We start from the raw sequence: 22,541 nt of genomic DNA, 5'->3' as shown, positions 1-22,541 counted from the left end.
GAATAGAAATTACGTCAAATTAGTGATGATGAAAAGGAGAAGATTCAGGATGGCAAGAATTGTAATGAAATTTGGCGGTGCTACATTAGCATCATCAGCACATATTTTTGAGATTGCGAAAAAGGCAATTCATGAAAAAGAAAAAGGTCATGATGTAGTTATTGTTACTGCAGCAATGACAAGCTCAGCAAATGAATTAACAAAAATGGCACGGGATTTATCTGATGATGCGTCTAAGCGTGAATTAGATGTGCTACGTTCAACAAGCTCACAACAATCAAGTGCCTTAGTGGCCATTGCCTTGCAGGAAGAAGGCTATAGTGCAGTGTCATTAACAGGCTGGCAGGCAGGTGTTCAGACAGATGCAATGCATGTTAACGCACGCATTGATTATGTGGATGTAAGTCGACTAGAAGAGCATTTAGCACAGGAGCAAATTGTCGTAGTTGCTGGGGAGCAGGGTATTGATCATTTACAAAATATTACGACTCTTGGTAAAGGTGGAGCAGAGACGACTGCTGTGGCCATTGCAGCAGCACTGGATACGGAGCGTGTGGATATTTATACGAACGTGGAAGGCGTTTATACTGCTGATCCAAACCATGTGAACGGTGCACAAAAATTAAAGGAAATTTCCTATAATGAGATGCTGGAGTTATCGAATTTAGGTACACATATCTTACATCCACGAGCTGTAGAATTAGCAAAGAAGTTTCAAATACCCGTTATTATTCGATCAAATGAAATAGATACAGTAGGTACTTTATTGAAGGAGGAAGTTGAGATGGAAAAAAATTTAATTGTACGGGGTGTTGCCTATGAATCAGATGTTATTCGTTTAACGGTAGGGTATGATGCTTATTCAGATGCTTCGTTGGCAGATATCTTTACGATACTTGCAGATCATCGCATTAATGTAGATATCATCGTGCAAGCGATTATTGACGGTCTTAAACCGACTGTATCATTTACGATTTTGAAAGAAGAGTTTGCAGAAGCATTACGTGTTCTAGAAGAAAGTAAATTGTCGCTTGGGTTTAGCTTTGCTGATTTTGAAGTCGGCTTGGCAAAGGTATCTATTATTGGTTCAGGAATGGCATCTAATCCAGGCGTTGCTGCACGAATGTTTGATCGTTTACGACATGAAGGCATCCCTGTTAAGATGGTTAGTACATCCGAAATCAAAGTGTCTGTTGTAGTGCCTCAAGATGACATGATTCATGCAGCTAATGCTTTACATGATGAGTTTAATTTAGAGCAAGCACTTTATATGTAAGAATGAAAGGATGTGTAATAGCCACATCCTTTTTATATATGGGACGTTTACATCAATTTAATGTTTTATCGAAATTGATTGTTATATAATAGAGAGAGATTACATGTTTTGGCAAGGAAGAGGTGAGTATTGAATGGCATTATTTGGTCTATTTCAAAAACCAATTGTTGAGGGTATAAATCAGTGCAATGATTCTGAAATACAATTACTGAAAAAACGCATTCTAGAATTGGAACTTGCACAGGAAAGCATTGATGTAAAAAATGCAATATTAGACTTTGTACTAGCACATATGGAATTAATTAATTTTCAAACTGCTTTAAAGGTACAGGGAGTGTCAACAAGTGTAGGGGATATTTCAGCAATGAGTGAAGAAATGTCATCAAACACAGAAGAAATATTAGCTGTAGAGAAAAATGTGAATGCAAACATTCAAGAAATCAAACAGCATTCTATCCAATTAGTGAAAGAGATGGAGTCATCAATTACAAAAGGTGGAATTGTTCAAGGGTTGTTAATCCAGGGAGCTCATTCAACAGAGCAACTGAAGGATGAAATGAATAGAATGAATAACATTGGCAAAAGTGTAACAGCGATTGCTGATCAAACGCAGCTACTTGCGTTAAATGCCTCAATTGAAGCTGCGCGAGCTGGTGAGCATGGAAAGGGTTTTAATGTTGTGGCAATGGAGGTAGGGAAGTTAGCCAGTAGCTCCAAAGGTTCCTTAAAAGAAATGACAACAATTCGATCAGTCATCGATGAGAAATTACATCATACTATAACGAATATCGAACAGGTTGAATACTATTTCACAAATTTCTTAAGCAATATGAAAGACAATATTACGAATCTGTCTATTACAAGCAAAAGTATTGAAGAGGCAGCACATGGCGTTCACCAAATAACAGTTGCGTCTGAGGAAAATGTAGTAGCGATTGATCGATTGGCTATCACGACAACAGAATTATCACATACTAGTGATTTCTCCGAGACAATTCAAAATCAAGTCACTGAAATGCTAAAAGCTATTGTACCGACCTTCCGCAAACCTTCAGAGCAAACCGTCATAAGTCAGCTAGCAGCAAGATTAATGGATCATGCAAGCTTTTTGCGAAATACAATTCAAAGGGCAGGACAAAAGGATATTTTAAAAACACATCATCAATGTGCCTTTGGACAATGGTATTATGGACATCTTGAGCAGTATCATTCCTTATCAGAGTACCGTCAAATAGAGCAACCGCATGAATTCGTACATACTGCTGCACAAAAATTAGTCAATGAACTATCAATTAGTAACTTAGAGGAAATGATTCAACACTCGCTTAATATATTGGAGGCCTTTATTGCATTAATAGATATACTGTTAAAAGAAAGACATGCGCAATTATAAAAAGGATTGTCATCCCATAAATAAAGAGAGGGATGCAATCCTTTTTCTTACTCTGTTGGTATAGTATTCATAATTCTTTCTTTAACATCCCACTTCACAGTGAACATCACATGCTCCTGTTTAACTTGTTTTTCATCGTAGCATTCTGTTAAATAACCTTTTGCTTGCTGAATTTGCTCTGCTATAAAACCGGCTTCCAATCTAAAGCAACGGTGCCCAACTAATAGCAGCTCAGGATCATTTGTCAACTGGAATATACGTCCATCTTTTGTTTCTTTAATCAATTCAAGGGTACCCCAACAGGCATCTGCGAAAAATGCGATAAGTTCTTCTTGACTTTTACAAGGAAACTTCCGAGCCAGCTCTTTTCCGGCCCAGTAAAGTACATCCTCCTCGTGTTTACCAAGAATTGAAGATAAAATATGATCACGGATAATCTCATAGCCAAATGATGAGATAGTAGGATATGGAGGGTTTAACATTGAAATCCTTCTTTCTTAGAATTTTCTTAAAATTTAACGCTGATAAAGTAAAGATAGTTTTTTCGAGAAAAAATGATGCATCATGTACTAGATTAGTTCTTTAATGAGGACTATGAAAAACTCTAAGTTACCTTGACGCTCGTAGCTCTTGAGAGTACAATAAACATGTCATAATATTGTACCATGATGAAATACACAGTCAATGAAGTATCATTTACAAAATGATGACTTCTTTTGTTGTGCTATTTTAAGTACTAAGGGGGGTAACAGTCTTGTCGAAAGATCGAGAGTTTTTATGGCGTCGCTTACATTCTCTACTTGGGATCATTCCAGTAGGTTTGTTCTTAACGATGCACCTGTTCATTAACTTTACAGCAACAGGCGGAGCAGAAAGTTACAACGATGCTACCGCAGTAATGGAAAAGATTCCATTCCTTATCCTAGTTGAATGGATTGTCATCTATATTCCATTAATGTTCCACGCATTTTATGGTGTTTACATTGCATTCACTGCTACACCAAATACAGGACGTTTCAGCACATACCGTAACTGGATGTTCTCATTACAACGTTTTACAGGTGTATTCTTAGTGATTTTCATTGCATGGCATATTTTCCAAACTCGTATTCAAAAAGCGCTTGGTACACACGTTGATTACGATATGATGGCGAATATCGTTGCTAATCCAATCATGCTTGGATTCTACATCGTTGGTATTTTATCAGCAACTTTCCACTTATCAAACGGTCTATGGGCATTCCTAGTAAGCTGGGGTGTTGTACAATCTCCTCAGTCTCAAAAGATTGCTACTTATGTAACAAACATTCTTTTCGTAATTCTAAGTGTAGTTGGTGTGGCTGCTATTTTAGCTTTCGTTTAATTTAATAGAAGCTATTATAGAGCACATGCAATCATTGCAATTTTTTAAGAGGAGTGAGAAATAATCATGGCGAAAAGCAAAATAATTGTTGTCGGCGGCGGTCTTGCTGGTCTGATGGCAACGATTAAAGCAGCTGAAGTTGGTACTGAAGTTGATTTATTCTCATTAGTTCCTGTAAAACGCTCACACTCTGTATGTGCGCAAGGCGGAATTAATGGTGCGGTAAATACAAAAGGTGAAGGGGATTCTCCTTGGATTCACTTTGATGATACAGTATATGGTGGGGACTTCTTAGCTAACCAACCACCAGTTAAAGGTATGTGTGATGCGGCTCCTGGTATTATTCACTTAATGGACCGTATGGGCGTTATGTTCAACCGTACACCTGAAGGACTTCTTGATTTCCGTCGTTTTGGTGGTACATTAATGCACCGTACAGCATTCTCAGGTGCAACAACTGGTCAACAATTACTATATGCACTAGATGAGCAAGTTCGTTCACACGAAGTAGCTGGTTTAGTTAATAAATATGAGCACTGGGAATTCCTTGGTGTCATTATTGACGAAGATGGCGTTTGTCGTGGTATTGTAGCACAAGATATGCGTACTGAAGAAATTAAATCATACCGTGCAGACGCTGTTATTATGGCGACTGGTGGTCCTGGTATTATCTTCGGTAAAACAACAAACTCTGTTATTAATACTGGATCTGCTGCTTCTATCGTTTACCAACAAGGTGCTTCTTATGCGAATGGTGAATTCATCCAAATTCACCCTACAGCGATTCCTGGAGATGACAAAAACCGTTTAATGTCAGAATCGGCTCGTGGTGAAGGTGGACGTATTTGGACTTATAAAGACGGTAAACCTTGGTACTTCCTAGAAGAAAAATACCCAGCCTATGGTAACTTAGTACCACGTGATATTGCAACACGTGAAATTTTCGACGTTTGTGTAAACCAAAAACTTGGTATCAATGGTGAAAACATGGTATACCTAGATCTTTCTCATAAAGATCCACATGAATTGGACGTTAAACTTGGTGGTATCATCGAAATCTACGAAAAATTCGTTGGAGATGACCCACGTAAATTACCTATGAAAATTTTCCCAGCAGTTCACTACTCAATGGGTGGATTATGGGTTGACTACAACCAAATGACTGAAATACCTGGTCTATTTGCAGCAGGTGAATGTGATTACTCACAACATGGTGCAAACCGTCTTGGTGCAAACTCATTATTATCTGCTATCTACGGTGGTATGGTTGCAGGACCAAACGCAGTAGATTATGTAAAACATCTTAAAAAGCATGCTGAAGATCTTCCACAAGAGCTTTACGATGCTCGCGAAAAAGAAGAACAAACTAAATGGGACGCTATCATGAAGATGGAAGGCACAGAAAACGCTTACTTGCTTCATAAAGAGCTTGGTGAGATGATGACTGCTACGATGACAGTAGTACGTTATAACGACCAACTTGAAGATACATTGAAAAAATTAGATGATCTTTCTGAACGTTGGAATAACATCAACATCAATGATACGCAAAAATGGAGCAACCAAGGTGCGCACTTTACACGTCAGCTTAAAAATATGTTAATTCTTGCGAAAGTAATGACACAGGGTGCATTATTGCGTAATGAATCACGTGGTGCTCACTATAAACCAGATTTCCCGAACCGTGATGATGAAAACTTCTTAAAAACAACAATGGCGAAGTTTGATCCAACTACTGGTAATCCTATCATCACGTACCAAGAAGTCGACGTTTCTTTAATTCCACCACGTAAACGCGACTACTCTGCGAAAGGAGACTAAAAGTTATGCAAATCGCAGCAAATACTGGAAGAATGGTCAAAGTGGAAATTTTACGTCAAGATACTAAAGGCGGCAATAGCTACTGGCAAAAATTCCAAGTGCCTTACCGTCATGGTATGAACGTAATTTCAATTTTAATGGAAATTCAAAAAAATCCTGTTACTGAAAATGGTGAAAATACTTCACCGGTAGCATGGGATATGAACTGTTTAGAAGAAGTTTGTGGTGCATGTTCAATGGTTATTAATGGTCGCCCACGTCAATCTTGTTCAACACTCGTTGATCAATTGACTGAGCCTATTAAACTAGAGCCTATGAAAACATTCCCTGTAATTCGTGACTTACAAGTTGACCGTGAACGTATGTTCAATGCACTGAAAAAAGTTAAAGCATGGGTGCCAATCGATGGTACTTATGATTTAGGTGAAGGTCCGCGTATGCCAGAAGGTAAACGTCAATGGGCTTATGAATTATCTAAATGTATGACTTGTGGTGTATGTATGGAAGCTTGTCCAAACGTGTCTGAAAAAGCATCATTCATCGGGCCAGCACCATTATCACAAGTACGTTTATTCAACACTCACCCAACTGGTGCTATGATTAAAGATCAACGTTTAAATGCGATTATGGGTGATGGAGGCCTTGCAAACTGTGGTAACTCTCAAAACTGTGTTGCTGCATGTCCAAAAGGTATTCCTTTAACAACATCTATCGCATCATTAAACCGTGCAACTACAGTGCAAATGTTCCGTAACTTTTTCGGTTCAGATCACTTCGTTGACTAATTGTACAAGCTTTACTTTAAAACCCCCTACACGCAAAGTGTCAGGGGGTTTTTTCTATCCCAATTTCCTCCACTAAGGAATTTTGTGAATAAAACAAGCAAATAGATGAATTTTCTATGATAATATAATAATCTCCTTTATAATGAATATATATTCATTTATCGATTCGCTAAATTTAAAAGTGAATTAATTTTAGGAGGATGCTAAGATGAAAGCAAATTATATTGAAGATTTTCGGGAATGGGCAAAGGATTTTTCTTTTTATATCGAGGTACGTGTACGTTTTTCTGAAACCGATATGTATGGTCATATGAACAATACAGTTAGCTTTACATATTTTGAACAAGCACGAATTGATTATTTCCGTCACTTAGGTATCCTAATGCCAGCTGCAATTGATGAGAATGTTGAGGGAATTCCAATAGTAGCAGATCTACAATGTGATTATGTAAGACAGGTTTTCTTTGATGATGTATTAAAAATATATACAAAGGTAGCGAAAGTTGGTAATTCATCATTGGATATTCATTATATGGGGAAAAATCAAAAAGATGAAGTTTGTTTCACGGGTCGAGGGACAGTTGTGCAAATGGACCCTCGCACTGGGAAAAGTATAGCTTTATCTGAAGAAGCAAGGAATCATTTAGCCAGCCTTTCCATACTCTAATATAAATCGTTCTTTGACAAGCAATTTCTTTTGGGTAGTGAACAACCTTTATCATTTTGAAAGGCGTTTACCGATACATTTCATTTATTTATGACGGGAATTTTCGAAATTTTTAAGGAAACATGTCATATTCATGAAAATAGCCGTCACCGCTCCTCATTCCCTATCATAAGTTACAATACGTGCGGGGGAGGAGGGTGTAACTGAAAATGAATGGCTCTCATCATCGTTCTCTTTTAACAAATCGAGAACGTGAAATATTTGCGCTTTTATTAGCTGAAAAAACAACGAGGGATATAGCAGAGCAACTTGGTATTAGTGAAAAAACAGTGCGAAATCACATTTCCAATACAATTCAAAAGCTAGGTGTAACAAATCGATCTCAGGCGTTAATTGAGCTGTTACGCTTAGAAGAATTTAAATTAGACTAATGGACACTTGCTATTTCATGAAAAAAACGACAAAATAGAACTATTCAACGTATTTTTAGGAGTGAAATAGTTATATGTCGGATGAAGTAACAAAACACTCACCTGAAACCGTTGCAACGGTTGAAAAGGAATTACGCTATATAGCGGCCATTGTGAAACAAAAGGGAAGAGAAATTGTTTCGCAATATGCGATTACACCGCCACAATTTGTTGCATTACAGTGGTTAGAAGAACTTGGTGATATGACAATTGGCGACTTGTCTAACCGATTATACTTAGCTTTTAGTACAACAACAGATTTAGTGGACCGAATGGAGAAAAATGAATTAGTGAAACGAGTACGTGATGAAAATGATCGTCGTGTCGTTGTTGTTCATCTTCTCGAGAAAGGCGAACGTATTATTCAAGAGGTTATTGAAAAAAGACAACAGTATTTGCAGGAAAAACTTGTAGGTTTTAATGAGCAAGAAGTCGCGCAATTATCAGGATATCTACAAAGACTACATGTACACATGAAACAGGATTGAGGCGGAAAGTATGAATGCCCCGATAGGCGTTATTGATTCAGGAGTTGGCGGTTTAACCGTAGCAAAGGAAATTATGAAACGTTTGCCAAATGAAACGATTTACTACATTGGCGATACAGCAAGATGTCCATATGGTCCGAGAAGTCGACAGGAAGTACGGAATTTCACTTGGCAAATGGCAAAAGCACTCGAGAAAATGAATATCAAGATGCTTGTTATTGCTTGTAATACAGCGACTGCAGTAGCACTCGAAAGTTTACAAAGAAATATGCCTTTTCCGGTACTAGGCGTTATTAATGCTGGCGCACGTGCAGCTGTAAAGAAAACGAAGCGACATGAAGTCGTTGTGCTTGCAACAGAAGGAACCATTAAAAGTGGGGCGTATGAGGAAGCCTTACTGTCACTCAATACGTCAACACATATTATTCCACTTGCTTGTCCAACATTTGTACCACTTGTTGAAAGTGGCGAATATAAAGGTGGATTTGCTAATAAATTAATTACAGAAGGCTTAAAGCCGTTGAAAAATGAACAATTTGATACGGTCATCTTAGGATGTACACATTATCCAATTTTGCAAAAACAAATTGAAGCTGTTGTCGGAGAAGATGTTTTCGTGCTATCTTCTGCAGAGGAAACAGCAAAGGATGTTCAAGAAATGCTTGAGTATAATGGCACGTTGGCTGATTCAACTATAGTGCCTGCTCATAAATTTTATGCCACAGGATCGGTACCCATTTTCCGTTCAATTGCTGAAAATTGGCTTGAACAAGGTACTCTCGATATAAAACGTATGACATTAAAATAAAAAATCAGCTTAGCGACGGGCTAGGCTGATTTTTGCTGTTTTTAGCATCTTACATAGAGAACCGTACACTTTTTTGAATGGTTAAAGTATGATAAGATGAGTGCGAAAGTTTTAGGAGGAACAAGAATGATGACAAGATTTGATGGAAGAAATGCAGATGCACTGCGACCAGTAAAAATAGATAGTGAGTATTTAGTACACCCTGAAGGCTCAGTTTTAATTCAAGTTGGTAATACAAAAGTGATTTGTACAGCAACAATTGAGGATAAGGTTCCAGGATTTTTACGTGGACAGGGCAAAGGTTGGATCACGGCAGAATATTCGATGCTACCTCGTGCAACAGCACAGCGTACACCACGTGAGTCATCACGAGGCAAGGTGAATGGTCGTACAATGGAAATCCAACGTTTAATCGGCCGTGCATTACGTGCTATTGTTGACTTAGAGGCACTTGGGGAGCGAACAGTGTGGATTGATTGTGATGTTATTCAAGCGGATGGAGGAACACGTACAGCCTCTATTACAGGTGCATTTGTGGCAATGACACAGGCAATCGCTAAATTCGGTGCCGAAAAGCCTTTTGAAAAATTTCCTGTGACTGACTATTTAGCAGCAACAAGTGTTGGAATTGTCGAAGAACAGGGGGCAATTTTAGACTTAAACTATGTAGAAGATGTTGATGCAGCTATTGATATGAATATTGTGATGACAGGAGCAGGACAATTTGTTGAGCTTCAAGGAACAGGAGAAGAAGCAACATTTTCTCGTTCACAGTTAAATGATTTACTAGCATTAGGTGAAAAAGGTATTCAAGAGTTAATTGCACTACAAAAAGAGACACTTGGCGAACTGGCAGATCAAATTGGAGGACAAAAGTGATGAAGCAAGTAGTAATCGCAACGAAAAATAAAGGAAAAGCAAAGGATTTCGAAGCTTTATTTGGTCCACTTGGCTATGAAGTGGTAACCATGTTTGAAGTAGCACCAGAAATGGAAATAGAAGAAACGGGCACTACATTTGAGGAAAATGCAGTCTTAAAGGCAGAGGCATTAGCCAAAGAGCTCGGCACAATCGTTATTGCAGATGATAGCGGCTTAGCTGTCGATGCATTAAATGGAGAGCCAGGCGTTTATTCTGCACGGTATGCAGGCGACCATGATGATGAAGCGAATATAGTCAAACTGCTAGAAAATTTAAAGAATGTTGAAGGTGAAAATCGTACAGCACGCTTCTGCTGCTGTATTGCCATTGCAGGTCCTAATTTTAACACAACTACAGTTTTCGGTACTTGTGAGGGTGTTATTGCCCATGAAAAACGCGGTACAAATGGCTTTGGCTATGATCCAATCTTCTACGTACCAAGCTTAGGTCGTATGATGGCTGAGCTATCGCCAGCAGAAAAGGCTGCCATTTCTCACCGTGGAAATGCAATTCGTCAGTTGAAGGAACAATTGTCAAATCTTATAAAATAAGAGGTGATATCCATGCAAATACTAGTGATGAGTGATACACACGGTGATAGCGGTGTGATTGAAAAGGTTCGAGGCTTTTATCCAAACATTGACATTTTGATACATTGTGGGGATAGTGAGCTTCCTTTCTCCCATCAGGTATTAGAGGGCATGAAAAAAGTACGGGGTAATTGTGACGTTGATTCAGCCTTTCCAGATGAAATAGTGATTGATGTTGACGATATAAAAGTTTTTGCAACCCATGGTCATCTATTTAATGTGAAAAGCTCTTTGCTATCATTATCCTACCGAGCAAAAGAAGTGGATGCACAAATTGCCTGCTTCGGACATTCTCATATGCTAGGAGCAGAGATGATTGATGGTATATTATTTTTAAATCCAGGGAGCCTGTTAAAGCCGCGTGGACGCCAAGAGAAGAGCTTTGCCGTTGTGGAGATCAATCAGACAACTTTTAAAGTTGATTTCTTTACGGACGATCACCGGCTTTTAGACGCTTATACATTTATGCGAAATGAATAATGATGGTTGTAGAAATCCGCTTTATTTAGCGGATTTTTAATTTGTAGTCGGCTTGAAGGTGTTCTTAGTGGTAAAATTGACTATGAATTGATTTTAATGATGAAGGAAAAATAAATATAAAAGACAATAAAGGAGAGAGCATGGAAAATATAATTGGATGGAATTTTGATAATAGTTATGTCCAACTAGCTAGCATTTTTTATTCGGAACTAGCCCTTAATCCTGTACGTGCTCCTAAGCTGGTCAAATTAAATGAGACGGTTGCCTCGTCATTAGGTTTAACGATTGAAGCCTTATCTAGCGAGGAAGCGGTTGCGATTTTTGCAGGAAATAAGGTTCCAGCTGGAGGGAATCCCATTGCTCAAGCCTATGCTGGTCATCAATTTGGTCATTTCAATATGCTAGGCGATGGACGAGCACTGTTGCTTGGAGAGCAAATAACCCCAAATAATGAACGTTTTGATGTCGCGCTAAAAGGCTCAGGAAGGACACCTTTTTCTCGTGGCGGAGACGGCAGGGCAGCACTTGGACCCATGCTGCGTGAATATATAATTAGCGAAGCCATGCATGCACTTGGTATTCCCACTTCACGAAGCTTGGCTGTTGTAACAACAGGTGAAACAATTATCCGTGAATCTGAGCTTCCGGGTGCTGTTCTAACTCGTATTGCCAGCAGTCATTTGCGCGTCGGTACCTTCCAATTTGCAGCACAGTGGGGAACAGATGAGGAGCTAAAAATGTTAGCAGAATATACATTAGAGCGACATTTTCCGAATGCAGATCAGGCTCAAAATCGCTATCTTTATTTACTACAGGAAGTAATCAGAAAGCAGGCCTCCCTTATTGCAAAATGGCAGTTAGTTGGCTTTATTCATGGTGTGATGAACACGGATAATATGACTATTAGTGGTGAAACGATTGATTATGGCCCCTGTGCATTTATGGATACCTATGACCCAGCGACAGTGTTCAGCTCCATTGATAGACAAGGTCGTTACGCATATGGCAACCAGCCCAATATAGGTGGCTGGAATTTAACACGCTTAGCTGAAACATTATTACCTTTAATTCATGAAAATCAAGAGGAGGCAATAACCTTAGCTCAAGAAACATTGCAGCAATATCCCAAATTGTATCATGATAACTGGCTAGCGGGTATGCGTGCAAAGCTTGGCATTTATAATGAAGAAGAGCAGGACGCGCTACTTATTGAAGAGCTACTTAAGCTTATGCAGCAATATCAAGCGGACTATACAAATACATTTATTGCATTAACCTTTGAAAGATGGGACGAATCACAGCTATTTAGCTCATCGGCATTTAAAGAGTGGCATAGTAAATGGCTTGAGCGATTAACAAGACAATCGCAAACAAAGGAAATGTCCCACCAATTAATGCGTAATCATAATCCAGCAATTATTCCACGAAACCATCGTGTAGAAGAAGCATTAGAGGCTGTAGTCGAGCATGGGGACGACAGTGTTATGAACAAATTATTAAAGGCCCTTGCGCAGCCGTTCGAGCATTCTAATGAGCAATTACAATACGCAGCATTACCAGCACCATCTACACAGCCATATCGTACATTTTGTGGCACATAATTAAGCGAGGGGAACTCCCTTCGTTTTTTTATTTTGTCAAAAGGTCACTTCTAGAATCCAAGCGCATACCCTATGTATGAATAAATGCTAAAGGAGACTAGATTAGATGTATAAATATTCAAAGGGTTGGTTTGTTAAAGAATTGCGTAAACATGGAATCCTAGTACACCCTCAATTAAAAAATCATTTAGGGCTTTTTAAAGAATCTGAGCTTCGCAATTTATATTATCGCTTTGTTGTAAAAGAAACGCTAGAAACGAATCAAAAATAAAATGTTTGAACTACTCTTTTGTAGGAGAGAATTGATTCTACAGAAGGGAGTGATTTGATGTGGAGAAAACCATGGATTTTAACGCAAACATGGCAGGATGTATTGTTTTTGCATTGGCCGGTTCCTCCTTCTATACTAGAGCAGCATATCCCAAAAGATTTAAAAGTAGATCTCTTTGAACAAAACGCTTGGCTTAGTATAGTGCTTTTTAAAGTAAACGGACAACGACTACGATTGCTACCAGCATTCCCTGGAACTGATTCCTATGTACAGCTCAATATACGTACCTATGTGACGTACAAGGGGAAGCAAGGTATTTATTTTTTTAATTTAGATGTGACAAATCGCTTTGTTGCACAATTAGCTTCCTTGGGTGGTTTAAAATACCGTTATGCAAAAATGGCACTACAACTAAAGGATAATAGCTATTTTTTTACAAGCCATAGTAATAAATTTAAGGAAAGAGCAAGGATTTCTTATAAACCATTGCCTAATGAAATACCTAGTAGCAGCTTTGATAAGTGGTTAGTAGAACGCTATTGCTCATGGACAAAATCGAAAAATGTATTATTACGTATCGATATACATCATTTACCTTGGCAGCTTCAAAAAGCGCAAATCAATATTGAAAGCAATACGCTAGCTCCTTTTACGAATGAAATGCTCCAAAGGACTCAACCAATAGTTCATTATGCAAAGTGCAAGAAGGCGAACATTTTTCCACCTGTTGTTGAACAGAAAAACCAGATTTATTAACAAAAAAATCAATGTTAATAGATCTGGTTTTTATGACTAGAAGAGATAACAAAACTGGAGGACAATCGCGTGGGCAATCATATCTGACATAGCAAGTGCTTCAGCCTCAATTTCATCAAAAATGTTTACATCTGTTTGATAATCTTTTTGTATCATGGTTATCGCTTCATTTTTCGTTAACGCTAAATGTGTATAGAACATTTGTTGCACACCTTCTATGCTTAAGTAAGGATTGATACTGTGTAAAAAAATAGCAATTTCGTCTGCGTTTCGATACCATTCTTTTTCTTTAGCATCTGCTGTTTTAGCATCTCCTTTAACAGCAGCAGTCACTAATTGTGCTGCTATAGTAAGATGTTCCTTTATTAAGGTAGCATAACGATCAGCAATGGCATCACCATAGAATGGGCGTAGACAATTGCCTAAGTCAGTCGCATTGCGCAACAATCGTTGTTGCACGAAGGGAAAATCAGGCAGATTAAAAACAATGCTAATAATTGTCATCCTCGTCCAATTGACATGCTCCATCCAGAGAAGTCGATTCATCGCCATAAAGTCAGCCTCAATTTTACTTATACAGCGCCGATAATCATTTGACGGTCTTAAAAAATGGCGAACTGGTGCCGTATAATTAGTGTATGGAGCGGGATATAGCATACTAAGGGTAAACCCTTGTGAATAAGGATACAATAATTCACTCCTTTTTATTTTTCCTTTACTTTAGAATACTCTTTAAAAGTTTCGAGTATGATAGAAGGCAAAATTGATTATTCTTCATACCATCTACAGTAAGATTAATGTCTGTTATAAAATTATTTGCAGTGTTAGTTAAATAAAGGAGGGCTTGATCAATACTACAATTCCAGATAATTGCTGCGCATGATCAACCTCACGAAGCTCCTGATAATCCCCAGTTTCAATTATCCTGGTAATATACAATATGACCGTTATGTTAATGCGACATTTTGTTGCCGATAAGCCTCTGCTTCAAATTCAGACATTTCAGCACGAATAGGGGCCGAAGAAAATTGCACCATCAAGAGATCTCATCACTTTAACAGAAAAAGGCACTCGATAAATTAGTTTGGATCATTTCATTCCTTTAATGTTAAACCTATGGAGATTTATATTGAAAGTTACCCGCATTATTTATTAAAATATATATAGTATACAAAATAATCAGAGGTTCACCTTCTGTTACATCAGTTGGAATAAAAAATGTAGAATATTTTTGCTCTAGTAAATCGTTCTCTACTTACTGACCTTAACTCTCTGCTTATATCAGCATTGACAACATGAGTAACTTGTTGTGCATTTGAAAAAACGGTATCATAACTCTCGTTTTTGCTACTCTTCATTTTAGTAAAAAATCGGTCAATCCAAGCAAAAAGAATGGGAAAGATTGCATAAAATCACTAATGAATTCATATAATAATCTTTATGAGGCAAACCTTGCCTTCAAAGTAAAATTAATGTTGACATTTCCCCATAAAGTACATATAATAAATATTGTCCTTCATATGAAATATATAGAAATGACATCATGTCTCAGTAGCTCAGCTGGATAGAGCAACGGCCTTCTAAGCCGTCGGTCGGGGGTTCGAATCCCTCCTGGGACGCTAACTCAAGCCTTACAGCCACAACGGTTGTAAGGCTTTTTATATTTATGCATAAATACGGATAGCTAAATAATTTGCCCGAAATTTGACCAAATCAATCTTTTTTGTTAAAAAGCTTATCGAAGTGAGTACTGGCTCTTTGATCAGTTTCTTCTAATAAATGACCATAAGTATTCATTGTTGTGGTAATACTTGAATGTCCCAAACGAGCTTGAATATATGGGCAGCAGGGTAAAATGCAAATAAGAAATGACTAAATACAACCCATTAAACAGGCTAGTCCTCTTAAACCACCTAAAAAATAAATTCGATTAAATATAATATTTGTGATTTACAATCGTTCCATATTGTTCAGTGACGTCATTAAAAAAAGTGGCGTATTTTTATTAGAAAGAAGGTGGTTGTTTGCTTACTGTTACAGTCGGATCACAGGTAGAGCCTTTATTAAAAATCGGTACAGACTTTAAAATTGAAAAAATAAGGAGAATGATAGCTATGAATTATCAAGTACAATTAAACAATGGACAGTTAATTAATTTGAAAAATGCGGAGTTTGATGCGGGTGTATTCACGTCAACATTAAACGATCAAAAATAAATTTCGTTAATATTGGAGGGGCAATCATTAATAAACATATCATCATTAGTGACTTACCAGTAGATGATACAGAAACGCAAGCAGAAGCTTAGCGTTATTTTTATTGTCGAAACTATTAGATGGTGTGGGTATTTGATTTTATAGGGTTTTTACGGATAATAGAAACTAAGGGAGATGATTCTAAATTGATAGAAAAAAACGTCAACACCGAAGTTTCAGGAGATATAATAGTTACTCACCTAATAGGTCAAATAAAGATTGAAGATGTTAATGATTGGTTTAATGGTTTTGAAAAGGTGTGCCAGCAATTTATTTCTGAAGGTCGAGAATTCAAATTGTTGGTAGATAGAAAAGGATACATTCCAGACCATTTTTCTGTTCAGAAAGAATGGAAAGATAAGTTTTTTAATAATACCATTCTAAAACACAGCAAAGCAATTGCGTTTCTCCTTGAAGAAGGAGAGATAATGAACCACTTAAAGCAATCCAACACAAAAGGGTCTATTGAATTTTTCGATAATTATGAACAGGCATTCAAATGGCTGAGAGATTTTAAATAGTTGATGTAATATTTTAAGCAATAACAAATAACGATTTGCCTTCCACATGATTGTGGAGGGCTTTTATTATGCAAAAAGGAAGGTGTAGTATGAAAACAGACACGCTATATACATCACTCATAGGCGGCTCAAGGGCATGGGGCGCTTATTTTGTTGGTGGCATCGACCATCTAGTAAAAGCTTTCGCTATATTTATGGCTATTGATTAACGCTCGGAATTATGGTCGGTTACTTATTTAAAAATGTCGAAAGTAAAAAAGGCGTTTAAAGGGCTGATTAAAAAGTTTGCCATGATTTTAATGGTCATTGCTGCAGTACAACTAGACCTAGCTACAGAGAGTGGTAACTTCATGCGTAATGCTATGATTCTATTTTTGATTGATATAAGCATGATAGAGAATTTAGGGAAATTAGGCATTAAAGTACCGAAATTTTTAGCAAATGCATTCTCTCAATTACAAATTGATAATGATGATAAAAAGGGTGATAAACAATGACTAGCGTAACAACATGCCGAGATCTTGTTGAGCTGCTACCTGCAGCACAAACAGCCTGTCGATTGCTATTTCAGGAGTGTTTCAAAGTTGGAATTAAAAACATCTTCATCACTGAAACATACCACTCGCAGGAACGACAAAATTACCTTTATTCTCAAGGACGTACTAGACCTGAGCAAATTGTTATTTGGACACTAACCAGCAATCACAAGTCACGCCTAGCTTGGGATATTGCTATGGGTCCTCCACAGTCTTTATATGATGTAACAACACTTAATCGAGTAGGGGCTATTGCACGAAAGCTTGGCATTACGTGGGGCGGTGATTGGGTAGGTAGTATTGATCGACCGCATTTCGAGGTTAAAACATCTTGGAAGATGCCAGCAGGCTATAAAATAGGACAAGTGATTGTGCCAAGCAACAGTAAGATGCAAGTCCAATTAATTGTGGAAGACAAACCGAAGGAGGAAATCAAAGTGACTCAATCATGGAACCCTGGTTCACCAGCTATGAAAACTGAAACGGAAAACTTTATTGCACAGGCGGTTAAAGATGGAATTATTCAAGAATCACACTTAAAGGATTTACAGAATGGAACAATGACCACCGACCGTTTAATCGGGTTGTATATTACGATTCAACAGCGTAGAAATGATAAAAAGTAATAGAAACAAGTACGGTACCTGTTGTATTTAATCATAAAAATACTAAAGACCAAGATAGCCTAATTGCTGTCTTGGTCATATAACAATCTTTTTATAATTTATTTAATTCAATTATAAAATTTATAATAATAATAAGTGCCATAATTGCATACATAATTGCTCCAATCAAACAACCACTTGAAGATTCTTCTTTTTCCACATCATTTTTGACTTCGTTTTCTTCTCTCACCGTTCGCTTCGTAACTTCTGTGGTAGTATTACAATACTCACATATCTTAAATACTGAACCATCTCTATATACTTTCTTAATCGAATTATTGGCTAAACAATTAGGGCAACTACTCAATTACATTCTCCTCCATCTATTCATATCTACTATTTACCATTTTAAGAAATTTAATTATATATGTACATTATAAAAAGGGTATCTAATATTTTTTTGAGCGTGGGCTTTTTTTGTAATCATAATACTAAAATTGACAGTTTAGTGAAGAAAAATATTTAAGCAAAAAAGAAACTCTAAATAAAAATTTTCAAGTGTTTCAGTGAAAAGTTCATCAAAAATAATACTTATGTTATATGAAAGGATTATAATAGCGCCAAAAAATGGCGGTATCCTTGGCGTGATATGGCGTAAATTGTTATAAAATAGAAAACACCGTCAAAAAATGTAATTAATACCGCCAAAATCTGGCGTTAATTTTCCATTGATTTGGTATAATGGTAATGATAGGATTGAATTGACTCGAGGAAAAGAAATCTAGATTATAATTCATAAATTATTTGCGTAAATAAAAATACAAACTGGAGTGATATTAGTGAAATTTACAAAATTGGCAACAGTATCTGCTTTAACTTTAGCTTTAGCTGGAACTAGTATAGCACCTGCAATGGCATCCGAAATAGAAACAATTAACACAAACATTCAGGAAAATGAAGAGGTTAATATTGGTTCGAATCACGAAGAGTATTTTGGTAGTGATTCTTGGAAATGGGTAAGATCGCTACTAGCAAGTTACACTAACCAACCATTAGTAAATGGAGAGTTTAAAAATTCATTCCAAGTTGGTTCAAGTAAATATGACATAAGATATAACATTGCCAATAGAGGTTCAAATACTTTTAATTGGAAAATTTACAAACCTAATGGTTACATTTGGAGCTCTGGAACTTTATACCCTGGTGAATCTAAAACTTATACAGCATTTTGGGATTTAGATGACATTCCTGTGGGTGAATATAAGGTATCAATTACTACAATTAATGGTGGATCAGGAGCATTTGATTTCGCTGTCAGATCATTAAACTAAGAATCTAAATTTTAATATTTTCAGTTATATAAAAAAGCCCTGGTACTCGATTAAAGTTTGAGCCTGGGCCTTTTATAGTTATGAAATAAAAAATACTAAATTGGGAACTACCTAAGCGAAGGGAACCTAGGTGTTTTATGGTATTTTTCAAATGAAGCAAGTATGCAGAATAAGAAAAAATATAATTTTTGCTATAATTAATTAGGAGAGAATTATGAAGATATATAAATTAGCACATATTTGTTCTATTTGTATTATTTTATCAGGATGTAGTATGTATTCATCTCAAACAGAAGAACCATCTTCCAAAAAAGAGTCAAAAGTAATCAAAAATGAACCTGTTGTGTTGGATACTACTCAAAAGGAGAAAGAGGAAGAATTAAAGGGAGGGCAAATTGAAGTTACTCATGAAAGTTTAATTGATGAACAAATAGTTTCTTCTATTGGTGAAAGTAAATCATATTTTACGGTTAACGGTGATTTGAAGGTTAAGATATATTTATTGAATACTGGCACTAAAAGTTTTTTGTATAGTATTCGAAATGCGGATGATAAAAGAAAGGTTGCAACTGGTTTCTTGAAGGAGAATGAAAGCTATGAACAGGTATTTAATGATTTACCAGAAGGGGCTTATTTAATATCATGTGTAGTTCAAGAAGAAACTCCTTCAGCAGATATAGCTTTGTCAGTGAAGGTTGAGTTAGGTGAGTAGTAAATTGTTTAAATTAGTGAGTAATGTAAAAGACCAGGCGCTCATAAAAATGTGAGTGCCTGGTCTTTGTATTATTATTATTATTATTCATATGGTCTAAACTTTTTACGAAGTGATTCAAGTTCATCCTTTTTCTCTAATAGCACACTTTTTAAGAACATTTTAGGCTGCTCTTTAGCTGCTATTAACTTTCCGTCTTTTACTAATTGACCGAGCCTAACTTTCGATATTTCCAATACCTCAGCTGCTTCAGCTGCAGATAATAATTCTTCATTCAAAAAGTTAAGAAGTTCCTCAGTCGATTTAAATTTATATTCCATTTTATTCACCTCTCTTTTATCGTAAACATGATAAGTCTTATGATGTGGATTAAGATTGTGATTCCGTACAGTGCCATTAATACATAATCTAAAGTTGATGGGTTTTGAAAATCAACAAATGCTAGTATTATAACTGTACTTGCAATTAATAAAGCGATGTTTGTATAACCAAATCTTTTAAGTAATTTTTTCATACATGTAAGTGGATGTGATATAATTTGAGTAAGAAGGAGGGGTTAACCTCCTTCCGGTGTTACTTGCGACGTTTCTTCTTGGTAGGGGGGCGTCGCTTTTTCTTTTTGCCTTGCGTCATGTCGTAAATGTCTTTTAATCCTGATGTGAAAGCTTTAAATGTTGTGGCTACAAGTGCGACAGTTGCAAGAACTTTTTCAAATTCATCCACTCTTGTTCACCTCCTTTCTATACTCTTATTATACAATATCTATTTAAAAAAGTAAATAGGTTTATGTGAAATAATTTACTGTTTATCCAATTATTTTCATCAAAAAAAGCCACTCATTTGAGTGACTTAATTCGTTTTTATTTATAAAGCAATTTCGATACGTTGACTCTCCCCAAGTCTTGTACCTGCATCGCTATTTAATGTCATACCCGTATTAATGAAAATTGTATTAATATCTTCTAAAGTGCCGTTGAAGTAAGGGAAAATAGCCATGCCTTCTACAATGACTTTTCCTGCATAACTGCCTGTGTCATCAGAACTTGCTAGATTATCATAGCTATGAATTTGTGCTTTGGTATCGGTTGTTAATGTATCAATTGCCATCATCATAACATTATCATCTACTGTATTTTCGACTTTATAAACCACTTGAATTGTGTTTAATTCTGTTACATCTTTGCCACTAGCATTTTTTAAGTATTCCTTTGTTTTATCAGCAACATTTGAGTGATGTAATAATTTAACGGATTCAATTGTTAAATCGACAGGACCTTGTTTATATGTTTGGTTTACCTCTTTGATTTTTACCAAAGTAACTTTGTCTTGACCATCCATTGTCCATTGCCCTGCTTTTGTTAAAGGACCTTCTTTAACCTCATTATCATCTGTTTTACTCTCTTCTTTTTGTACTTTTTGTTCAGCTGATACAGGTGTTTCTTTTTCGCCTGGTTCTTCTTTAGCCTTATCTTCTCCGCATCCAGCTAGTCCAAGACTTAATACTAATGCTGCACTAAAAATTAATTTTTTCATTTTTAAATCCTCCCTCTATATTTCCATTTTAGGAAATCAGGGGATAAAAGTACATACAAAAAAACAGACAACTTTGTTAGTTATCTGTCTCACGATCTGTATTGGACTGTTTAGCTTGTTCAATTACTTCCTCAAAGGCTGCTTTAATTTCTTCAATCGTATAACCAGCTTCCAGTAATTCTAGGGTTGTTTGTTCTAGTTTGTTCATTTAATTATCCTCTTTTATATTTTTTCTATCTCCAACATTAATAATATTGAAATTTGCTAGAAATATCAAAAGAGCCGTATTTGTAGGGGCGTATAGTAAGGCTGTGGGGCGTTTGAGTTGAAAGGTGAATAAATCATCATATGTGGAGGGCAAAGCGCACAGGGAACGTCCAGTACCTTTCTATAATTGGTTAAATGAAAGGAATAGCCTTCCACAATCAATAGTGCATAATGAACCATCGTTAGATAATTGGCTTGAATGGTGAATGGAAAATTATATCCAAAATAATTTGATTTGAGGTATTATTAAACTGACAGGGCTGGTTAGTTTAATAATGATTCTTTTAGCTCGTCTAATTCGTATGCAATATAAAAATCAAACCTTTTTGAATTATATAACAATTATAGAATCATAATTTCGTTTCCTACTTTATAACAACTCCAATCGATACACTATTTATAAAATTATTCAAAGGGGTTTATGCTGATGCCGACGATACCAGAATCAATACAGCCATCAATCATTTATGTTACATGCGCTTATTTTATTTGTTTATTCCTATTTGTTTTTTTTAGAATTGTCGTTTTTAATTTCGCTCTAAAAAAGATTAAACGCCCACTAAGTATTGCTTACGATATTTCTCTTTTCACCATCACAACACTTTGGTTACTTTATCTAGATTTACAAGACTTTTTTGATTTACAAGGCTTTATTAGCGACCCTTATGATAGCCCTATAATCTTATTTGCTGGTTCATCCTATTTCGTATCAATATTTGATTTTATATACAATTATTTTTCATATAAAAAAATAAAATCCACGAATTTGTAAACTCGTGGATTTTTATTCTTATCGATTGTAAGGTACGTACCCAATAGTAGTCCACTGATAACCAGTGTAAATATTTGTATACTTCAACTAAACCAGCTAATAGATTGTCAATAAAAATCTTTTAAATTAAAAAACACTTCATGCTATACTAAAAAAGCGCAACCCAAATAACCCTCCGAATTCAATTTGGGAGGTTTTTATTGTATTTGAAAATGCTGTCACTACATGGTTTCTTGGAATGGTGTTTTCGTTTTTAAAATCGCATAAATCCAATGTAAAAGCTTATTTGCACAAGCAATAATGGCTACTTTATATGGCT

The 22,541-nt window shown here is 36.4% G+C and carries 29 protein-coding genes and 1 tRNA gene; 23 read left to right on the top strand and 7 right to left on the bottom strand.

Annotated features, from left to right (window positions below; all coding sequences use genetic code 11):
• The first annotated feature begins 49 nt into the window (after window positions 1-49).
• Both AC2CGN_RS10355 and AC2CGN_RS10350 read left to right on the top strand, forming a co-directional pair.
• A complete protein-coding gene (locus tag AC2CGN_RS10355; RefSeq protein WP_484513727.1) occupies window positions 50-1,276 on the top strand; it encodes an aspartate kinase in 1,227 nt (408 codons plus the stop codon).
• Window positions 1,277-1,409: 133 nt separating this feature from the next.
• Window positions 1,410-2,669: a methyl-accepting chemotaxis protein gene (locus tag AC2CGN_RS10350; RefSeq protein ID WP_484513725.1), complete on the top strand. Its 1,260-nt coding sequence runs from the start codon at window positions 1,410-1,412 to the stop codon at window positions 2,667-2,669.
• A 47-nt stretch (window positions 2,670-2,716) separates the two neighbouring features.
• On the opposite strand, the gene AC2CGN_RS10345 is transcribed toward AC2CGN_RS10350, so the two are convergent.
• The gene (locus AC2CGN_RS10345) at window positions 2,717-3,151 is read right to left on the bottom strand and encodes a YslB family protein (protein ID WP_054770927.1); all 435 of its coding nucleotides are present in this window, start codon (window positions 3,149-3,151) and stop codon (window positions 2,717-2,719) included.
• Between the two features lie 272 nt (window positions 3,152-3,423).
• Here AC2CGN_RS10345 and AC2CGN_RS10340 point away from each other — a divergent pair, with 272 nt between their 5' ends.
• The 13 genes from AC2CGN_RS10340 (at window position 3,424) to AC2CGN_RS10280 (ending at window position 13,690) form a co-directional block, all read left to right on the top strand.
• Window positions 3,424-4,032, top strand: a complete 609-nt coding sequence (locus AC2CGN_RS10340; RefSeq protein ID WP_054770928.1) for a succinate dehydrogenase cytochrome b558 subunit — start codon at window positions 3,424-3,426, stop codon at window positions 4,030-4,032.
• A gap of 66 nt (window positions 4,033-4,098) precedes the next feature.
• Entirely contained in the window at window positions 4,099-5,853 is a 1,755-nt protein-coding gene (gene sdhA, locus AC2CGN_RS10335) for a succinate dehydrogenase flavoprotein subunit (RefSeq protein WP_429985831.1), read from the top strand.
• Between the two features lie 5 nt (window positions 5,854-5,858).
• Window positions 5,859-6,638: a succinate dehydrogenase iron-sulfur subunit gene (sdhB, locus tag AC2CGN_RS10330; protein WP_283869083.1), complete on the top strand. Its 780-nt coding sequence runs from the start codon at window positions 5,859-5,861 to the stop codon at window positions 6,636-6,638.
• Between the two features lie 208 nt (window positions 6,639-6,846).
• Window positions 6,847-7,305: an acyl-CoA thioesterase gene (locus tag AC2CGN_RS10325; RefSeq protein ID WP_429982684.1), complete on the top strand. Its 459-nt coding sequence runs from the start codon at window positions 6,847-6,849 to the stop codon at window positions 7,303-7,305.
• Between the two features lie 209 nt (window positions 7,306-7,514).
• On the top strand, window positions 7,515-7,736 hold the full coding sequence (locus AC2CGN_RS10320; RefSeq protein WP_004226437.1) for a helix-turn-helix domain-containing protein: 222 nt from the start codon (window positions 7,515-7,517) through the stop codon (window positions 7,734-7,736).
• Between the two features lie 74 nt (window positions 7,737-7,810).
• Entirely contained in the window at window positions 7,811-8,263 is a 453-nt protein-coding gene (locus AC2CGN_RS10315) for a MarR family winged helix-turn-helix transcriptional regulator (RefSeq protein ID WP_283869081.1), read from the top strand.
• Between the two features lie 10 nt (window positions 8,264-8,273).
• On the top strand, window positions 8,274-9,071 hold the full coding sequence (gene racE, locus AC2CGN_RS10310; protein ID WP_286926025.1) for a glutamate racemase: 798 nt from the start codon (window positions 8,274-8,276) through the stop codon (window positions 9,069-9,071).
• Window positions 9,072-9,200: 129 nt separating this feature from the next.
• Window positions 9,201-9,950: a ribonuclease PH gene (gene rph, locus AC2CGN_RS10305; RefSeq protein WP_484513932.1), complete on the top strand. Its 750-nt coding sequence runs from the start codon at window positions 9,201-9,203 to the stop codon at window positions 9,948-9,950.
• Window positions 9,950-10,543: an XTP/dITP diphosphatase gene (locus AC2CGN_RS10300; protein ID WP_484513721.1), complete on the top strand. Its 594-nt coding sequence runs from the start codon at window positions 9,950-9,952 to the stop codon at window positions 10,541-10,543. Before rph ends, AC2CGN_RS10300 begins: the two co-directional genes overlap by 1 nt.
• Window positions 10,544-10,555: 12 nt before the next feature.
• Window positions 10,556-11,062, top strand: coding sequence for a metallophosphoesterase (locus tag AC2CGN_RS10295; RefSeq protein ID WP_484513719.1), 507 nt, complete (start codon window positions 10,556-10,558; stop codon window positions 11,060-11,062).
• A gap of 140 nt (window positions 11,063-11,202) precedes the next feature.
• Window positions 11,203-12,663, top strand: a complete 1,461-nt coding sequence (locus AC2CGN_RS10290; RefSeq protein WP_484513717.1) for a protein adenylyltransferase SelO — start codon at window positions 11,203-11,205, stop codon at window positions 12,661-12,663.
• A gap of 106 nt (window positions 12,664-12,769) precedes the next feature.
• Window positions 12,770-12,934, top strand: coding sequence for a DUF2639 domain-containing protein (locus AC2CGN_RS10285; protein WP_286926029.1), 165 nt, complete (start codon window positions 12,770-12,772; stop codon window positions 12,932-12,934).
• 57 nt (window positions 12,935-12,991) lie between these two features.
• The gene (locus AC2CGN_RS10280) at window positions 12,992-13,690 is read left to right on the top strand and encodes a YqjF family protein (protein WP_484513715.1); all 699 of its coding nucleotides are present in this window, start codon (window positions 12,992-12,994) and stop codon (window positions 13,688-13,690) included.
• 36 nt (window positions 13,691-13,726) lie between these two features.
• Here the strand turns inward: AC2CGN_RS10280 and AC2CGN_RS10275 are convergent, their stop codons facing one another.
• On the bottom strand, window positions 13,727-14,380 hold the full coding sequence (locus AC2CGN_RS10275; RefSeq protein WP_429985828.1) for a hypothetical protein: 654 nt from the start codon (window positions 14,378-14,380) through the stop codon (window positions 13,727-13,729).
• 855 nt (window positions 14,381-15,235) lie between these two features.
• Between AC2CGN_RS10275 and AC2CGN_RS10270 the strand changes: the two genes are divergently transcribed.
• From AC2CGN_RS10270 to AC2CGN_RS10250, 5 genes are all read left to right on the top strand, one after another.
• A tRNA-Arg gene (locus tag AC2CGN_RS10270) sits at window positions 15,236-15,309 on the top strand.
• Between the two features lie 405 nt (window positions 15,310-15,714).
• Entirely contained in the window at window positions 15,715-15,906 is a 192-nt protein-coding gene (locus AC2CGN_RS10265) for a hypothetical protein (RefSeq protein WP_484513713.1), read from the top strand.
• A gap of 122 nt (window positions 15,907-16,028) precedes the next feature.
• Window positions 16,029-16,466 (top strand): SpoIIAA family protein, encoded by a 438-nt coding sequence (locus tag AC2CGN_RS10260; protein ID WP_484513711.1) that lies wholly within the window; start codon window positions 16,029-16,031, stop codon window positions 16,464-16,466.
• A gap of 242 nt (window positions 16,467-16,708) precedes the next feature.
• The gene (locus AC2CGN_RS10255; RefSeq protein WP_484513709.1) at window positions 16,709-16,963 is read left to right on the top strand and encodes a phage holin family protein; all 255 of its coding nucleotides are present in this window, start codon (window positions 16,709-16,711) and stop codon (window positions 16,961-16,963) included.
• Complete coding sequence (locus AC2CGN_RS10250; protein WP_484513707.1) at window positions 16,960-17,628, top strand: M15 family metallopeptidase; 669 nt, start codon at window positions 16,960-16,962, stop codon at window positions 17,626-17,628. The genes AC2CGN_RS10255 and AC2CGN_RS10250 overlap by 4 nt, the downstream gene beginning before the upstream one ends.
• A gap of 91 nt (window positions 17,629-17,719) precedes the next feature.
• Here the strand turns inward: AC2CGN_RS10250 and AC2CGN_RS10245 are convergent, their stop codons facing one another.
• Window positions 17,720-17,974 (bottom strand): hypothetical protein, encoded by a 255-nt coding sequence (locus AC2CGN_RS10245; RefSeq protein WP_484513705.1) that lies wholly within the window; start codon window positions 17,972-17,974, stop codon window positions 17,720-17,722.
• Window positions 17,975-18,446: 472 nt separating this feature from the next.
• On the opposite strand from AC2CGN_RS10245, the gene AC2CGN_RS10240 reads away from it, so the two are divergent.
• Together AC2CGN_RS10240 and AC2CGN_RS10235 are read left to right on the top strand one after the other, a co-directional pair.
• The gene (locus AC2CGN_RS10240; protein WP_484513703.1) at window positions 18,447-18,938 is read left to right on the top strand and encodes a hypothetical protein; all 492 of its coding nucleotides are present in this window, start codon (window positions 18,447-18,449) and stop codon (window positions 18,936-18,938) included.
• A 214-nt stretch (window positions 18,939-19,152) separates the two neighbouring features.
• Complete coding sequence (locus AC2CGN_RS10235) at window positions 19,153-19,650, top strand: hypothetical protein (RefSeq protein ID WP_484513701.1); 498 nt, start codon at window positions 19,153-19,155, stop codon at window positions 19,648-19,650.
• A gap of 83 nt (window positions 19,651-19,733) precedes the next feature.
• Here AC2CGN_RS10235 and AC2CGN_RS10230 read toward each other — a convergent pair whose 3' ends face one another.
• The 4 genes from AC2CGN_RS10230 to AC2CGN_RS10215 form a co-directional block, all read right to left on the bottom strand.
• On the bottom strand, window positions 19,734-19,970 hold the full coding sequence (locus AC2CGN_RS10230; RefSeq protein ID WP_484513699.1) for a DNA-binding protein: 237 nt from the start codon (window positions 19,968-19,970) through the stop codon (window positions 19,734-19,736).
• A 253-nt stretch (window positions 19,971-20,223) separates the two neighbouring features.
• Window positions 20,224-20,373: a hypothetical protein gene (locus AC2CGN_RS10225; RefSeq protein WP_484513697.1), complete on the bottom strand. Its 150-nt coding sequence runs from the start codon at window positions 20,371-20,373 to the stop codon at window positions 20,224-20,226.
• A gap of 141 nt (window positions 20,374-20,514) precedes the next feature.
• On the bottom strand, window positions 20,515-21,183 hold the full coding sequence (locus AC2CGN_RS10220) for a hypothetical protein (protein ID WP_484513696.1): 669 nt from the start codon (window positions 21,181-21,183) through the stop codon (window positions 20,515-20,517).
• Between the two features lie 76 nt (window positions 21,184-21,259).
• Window positions 21,260-21,391 (bottom strand): hypothetical protein, encoded by a 132-nt coding sequence (locus tag AC2CGN_RS10215; RefSeq protein WP_484513694.1) that lies wholly within the window; start codon window positions 21,389-21,391, stop codon window positions 21,260-21,262.
• Between the two features lie 124 nt (window positions 21,392-21,515).
• Here AC2CGN_RS10215 and AC2CGN_RS10210 point away from each other — a divergent pair, with 124 nt between their 5' ends.
• A complete protein-coding gene (locus tag AC2CGN_RS10210; RefSeq protein WP_484513692.1) occupies window positions 21,516-21,656 on the top strand; it encodes a hypothetical protein in 141 nt (46 codons plus the stop codon).
• Window positions 21,657-22,541 lie beyond the last annotated feature (885 nt).

The sequence above is a fragment of the Lysinibacillus sp. DFXJR4 genome (assembly GCF_057196045.1).
The sequence above is the reverse complement of the archived record's forward strand: the minus strand, read 5'-3'. Positions and strand labels throughout refer to the sequence as shown.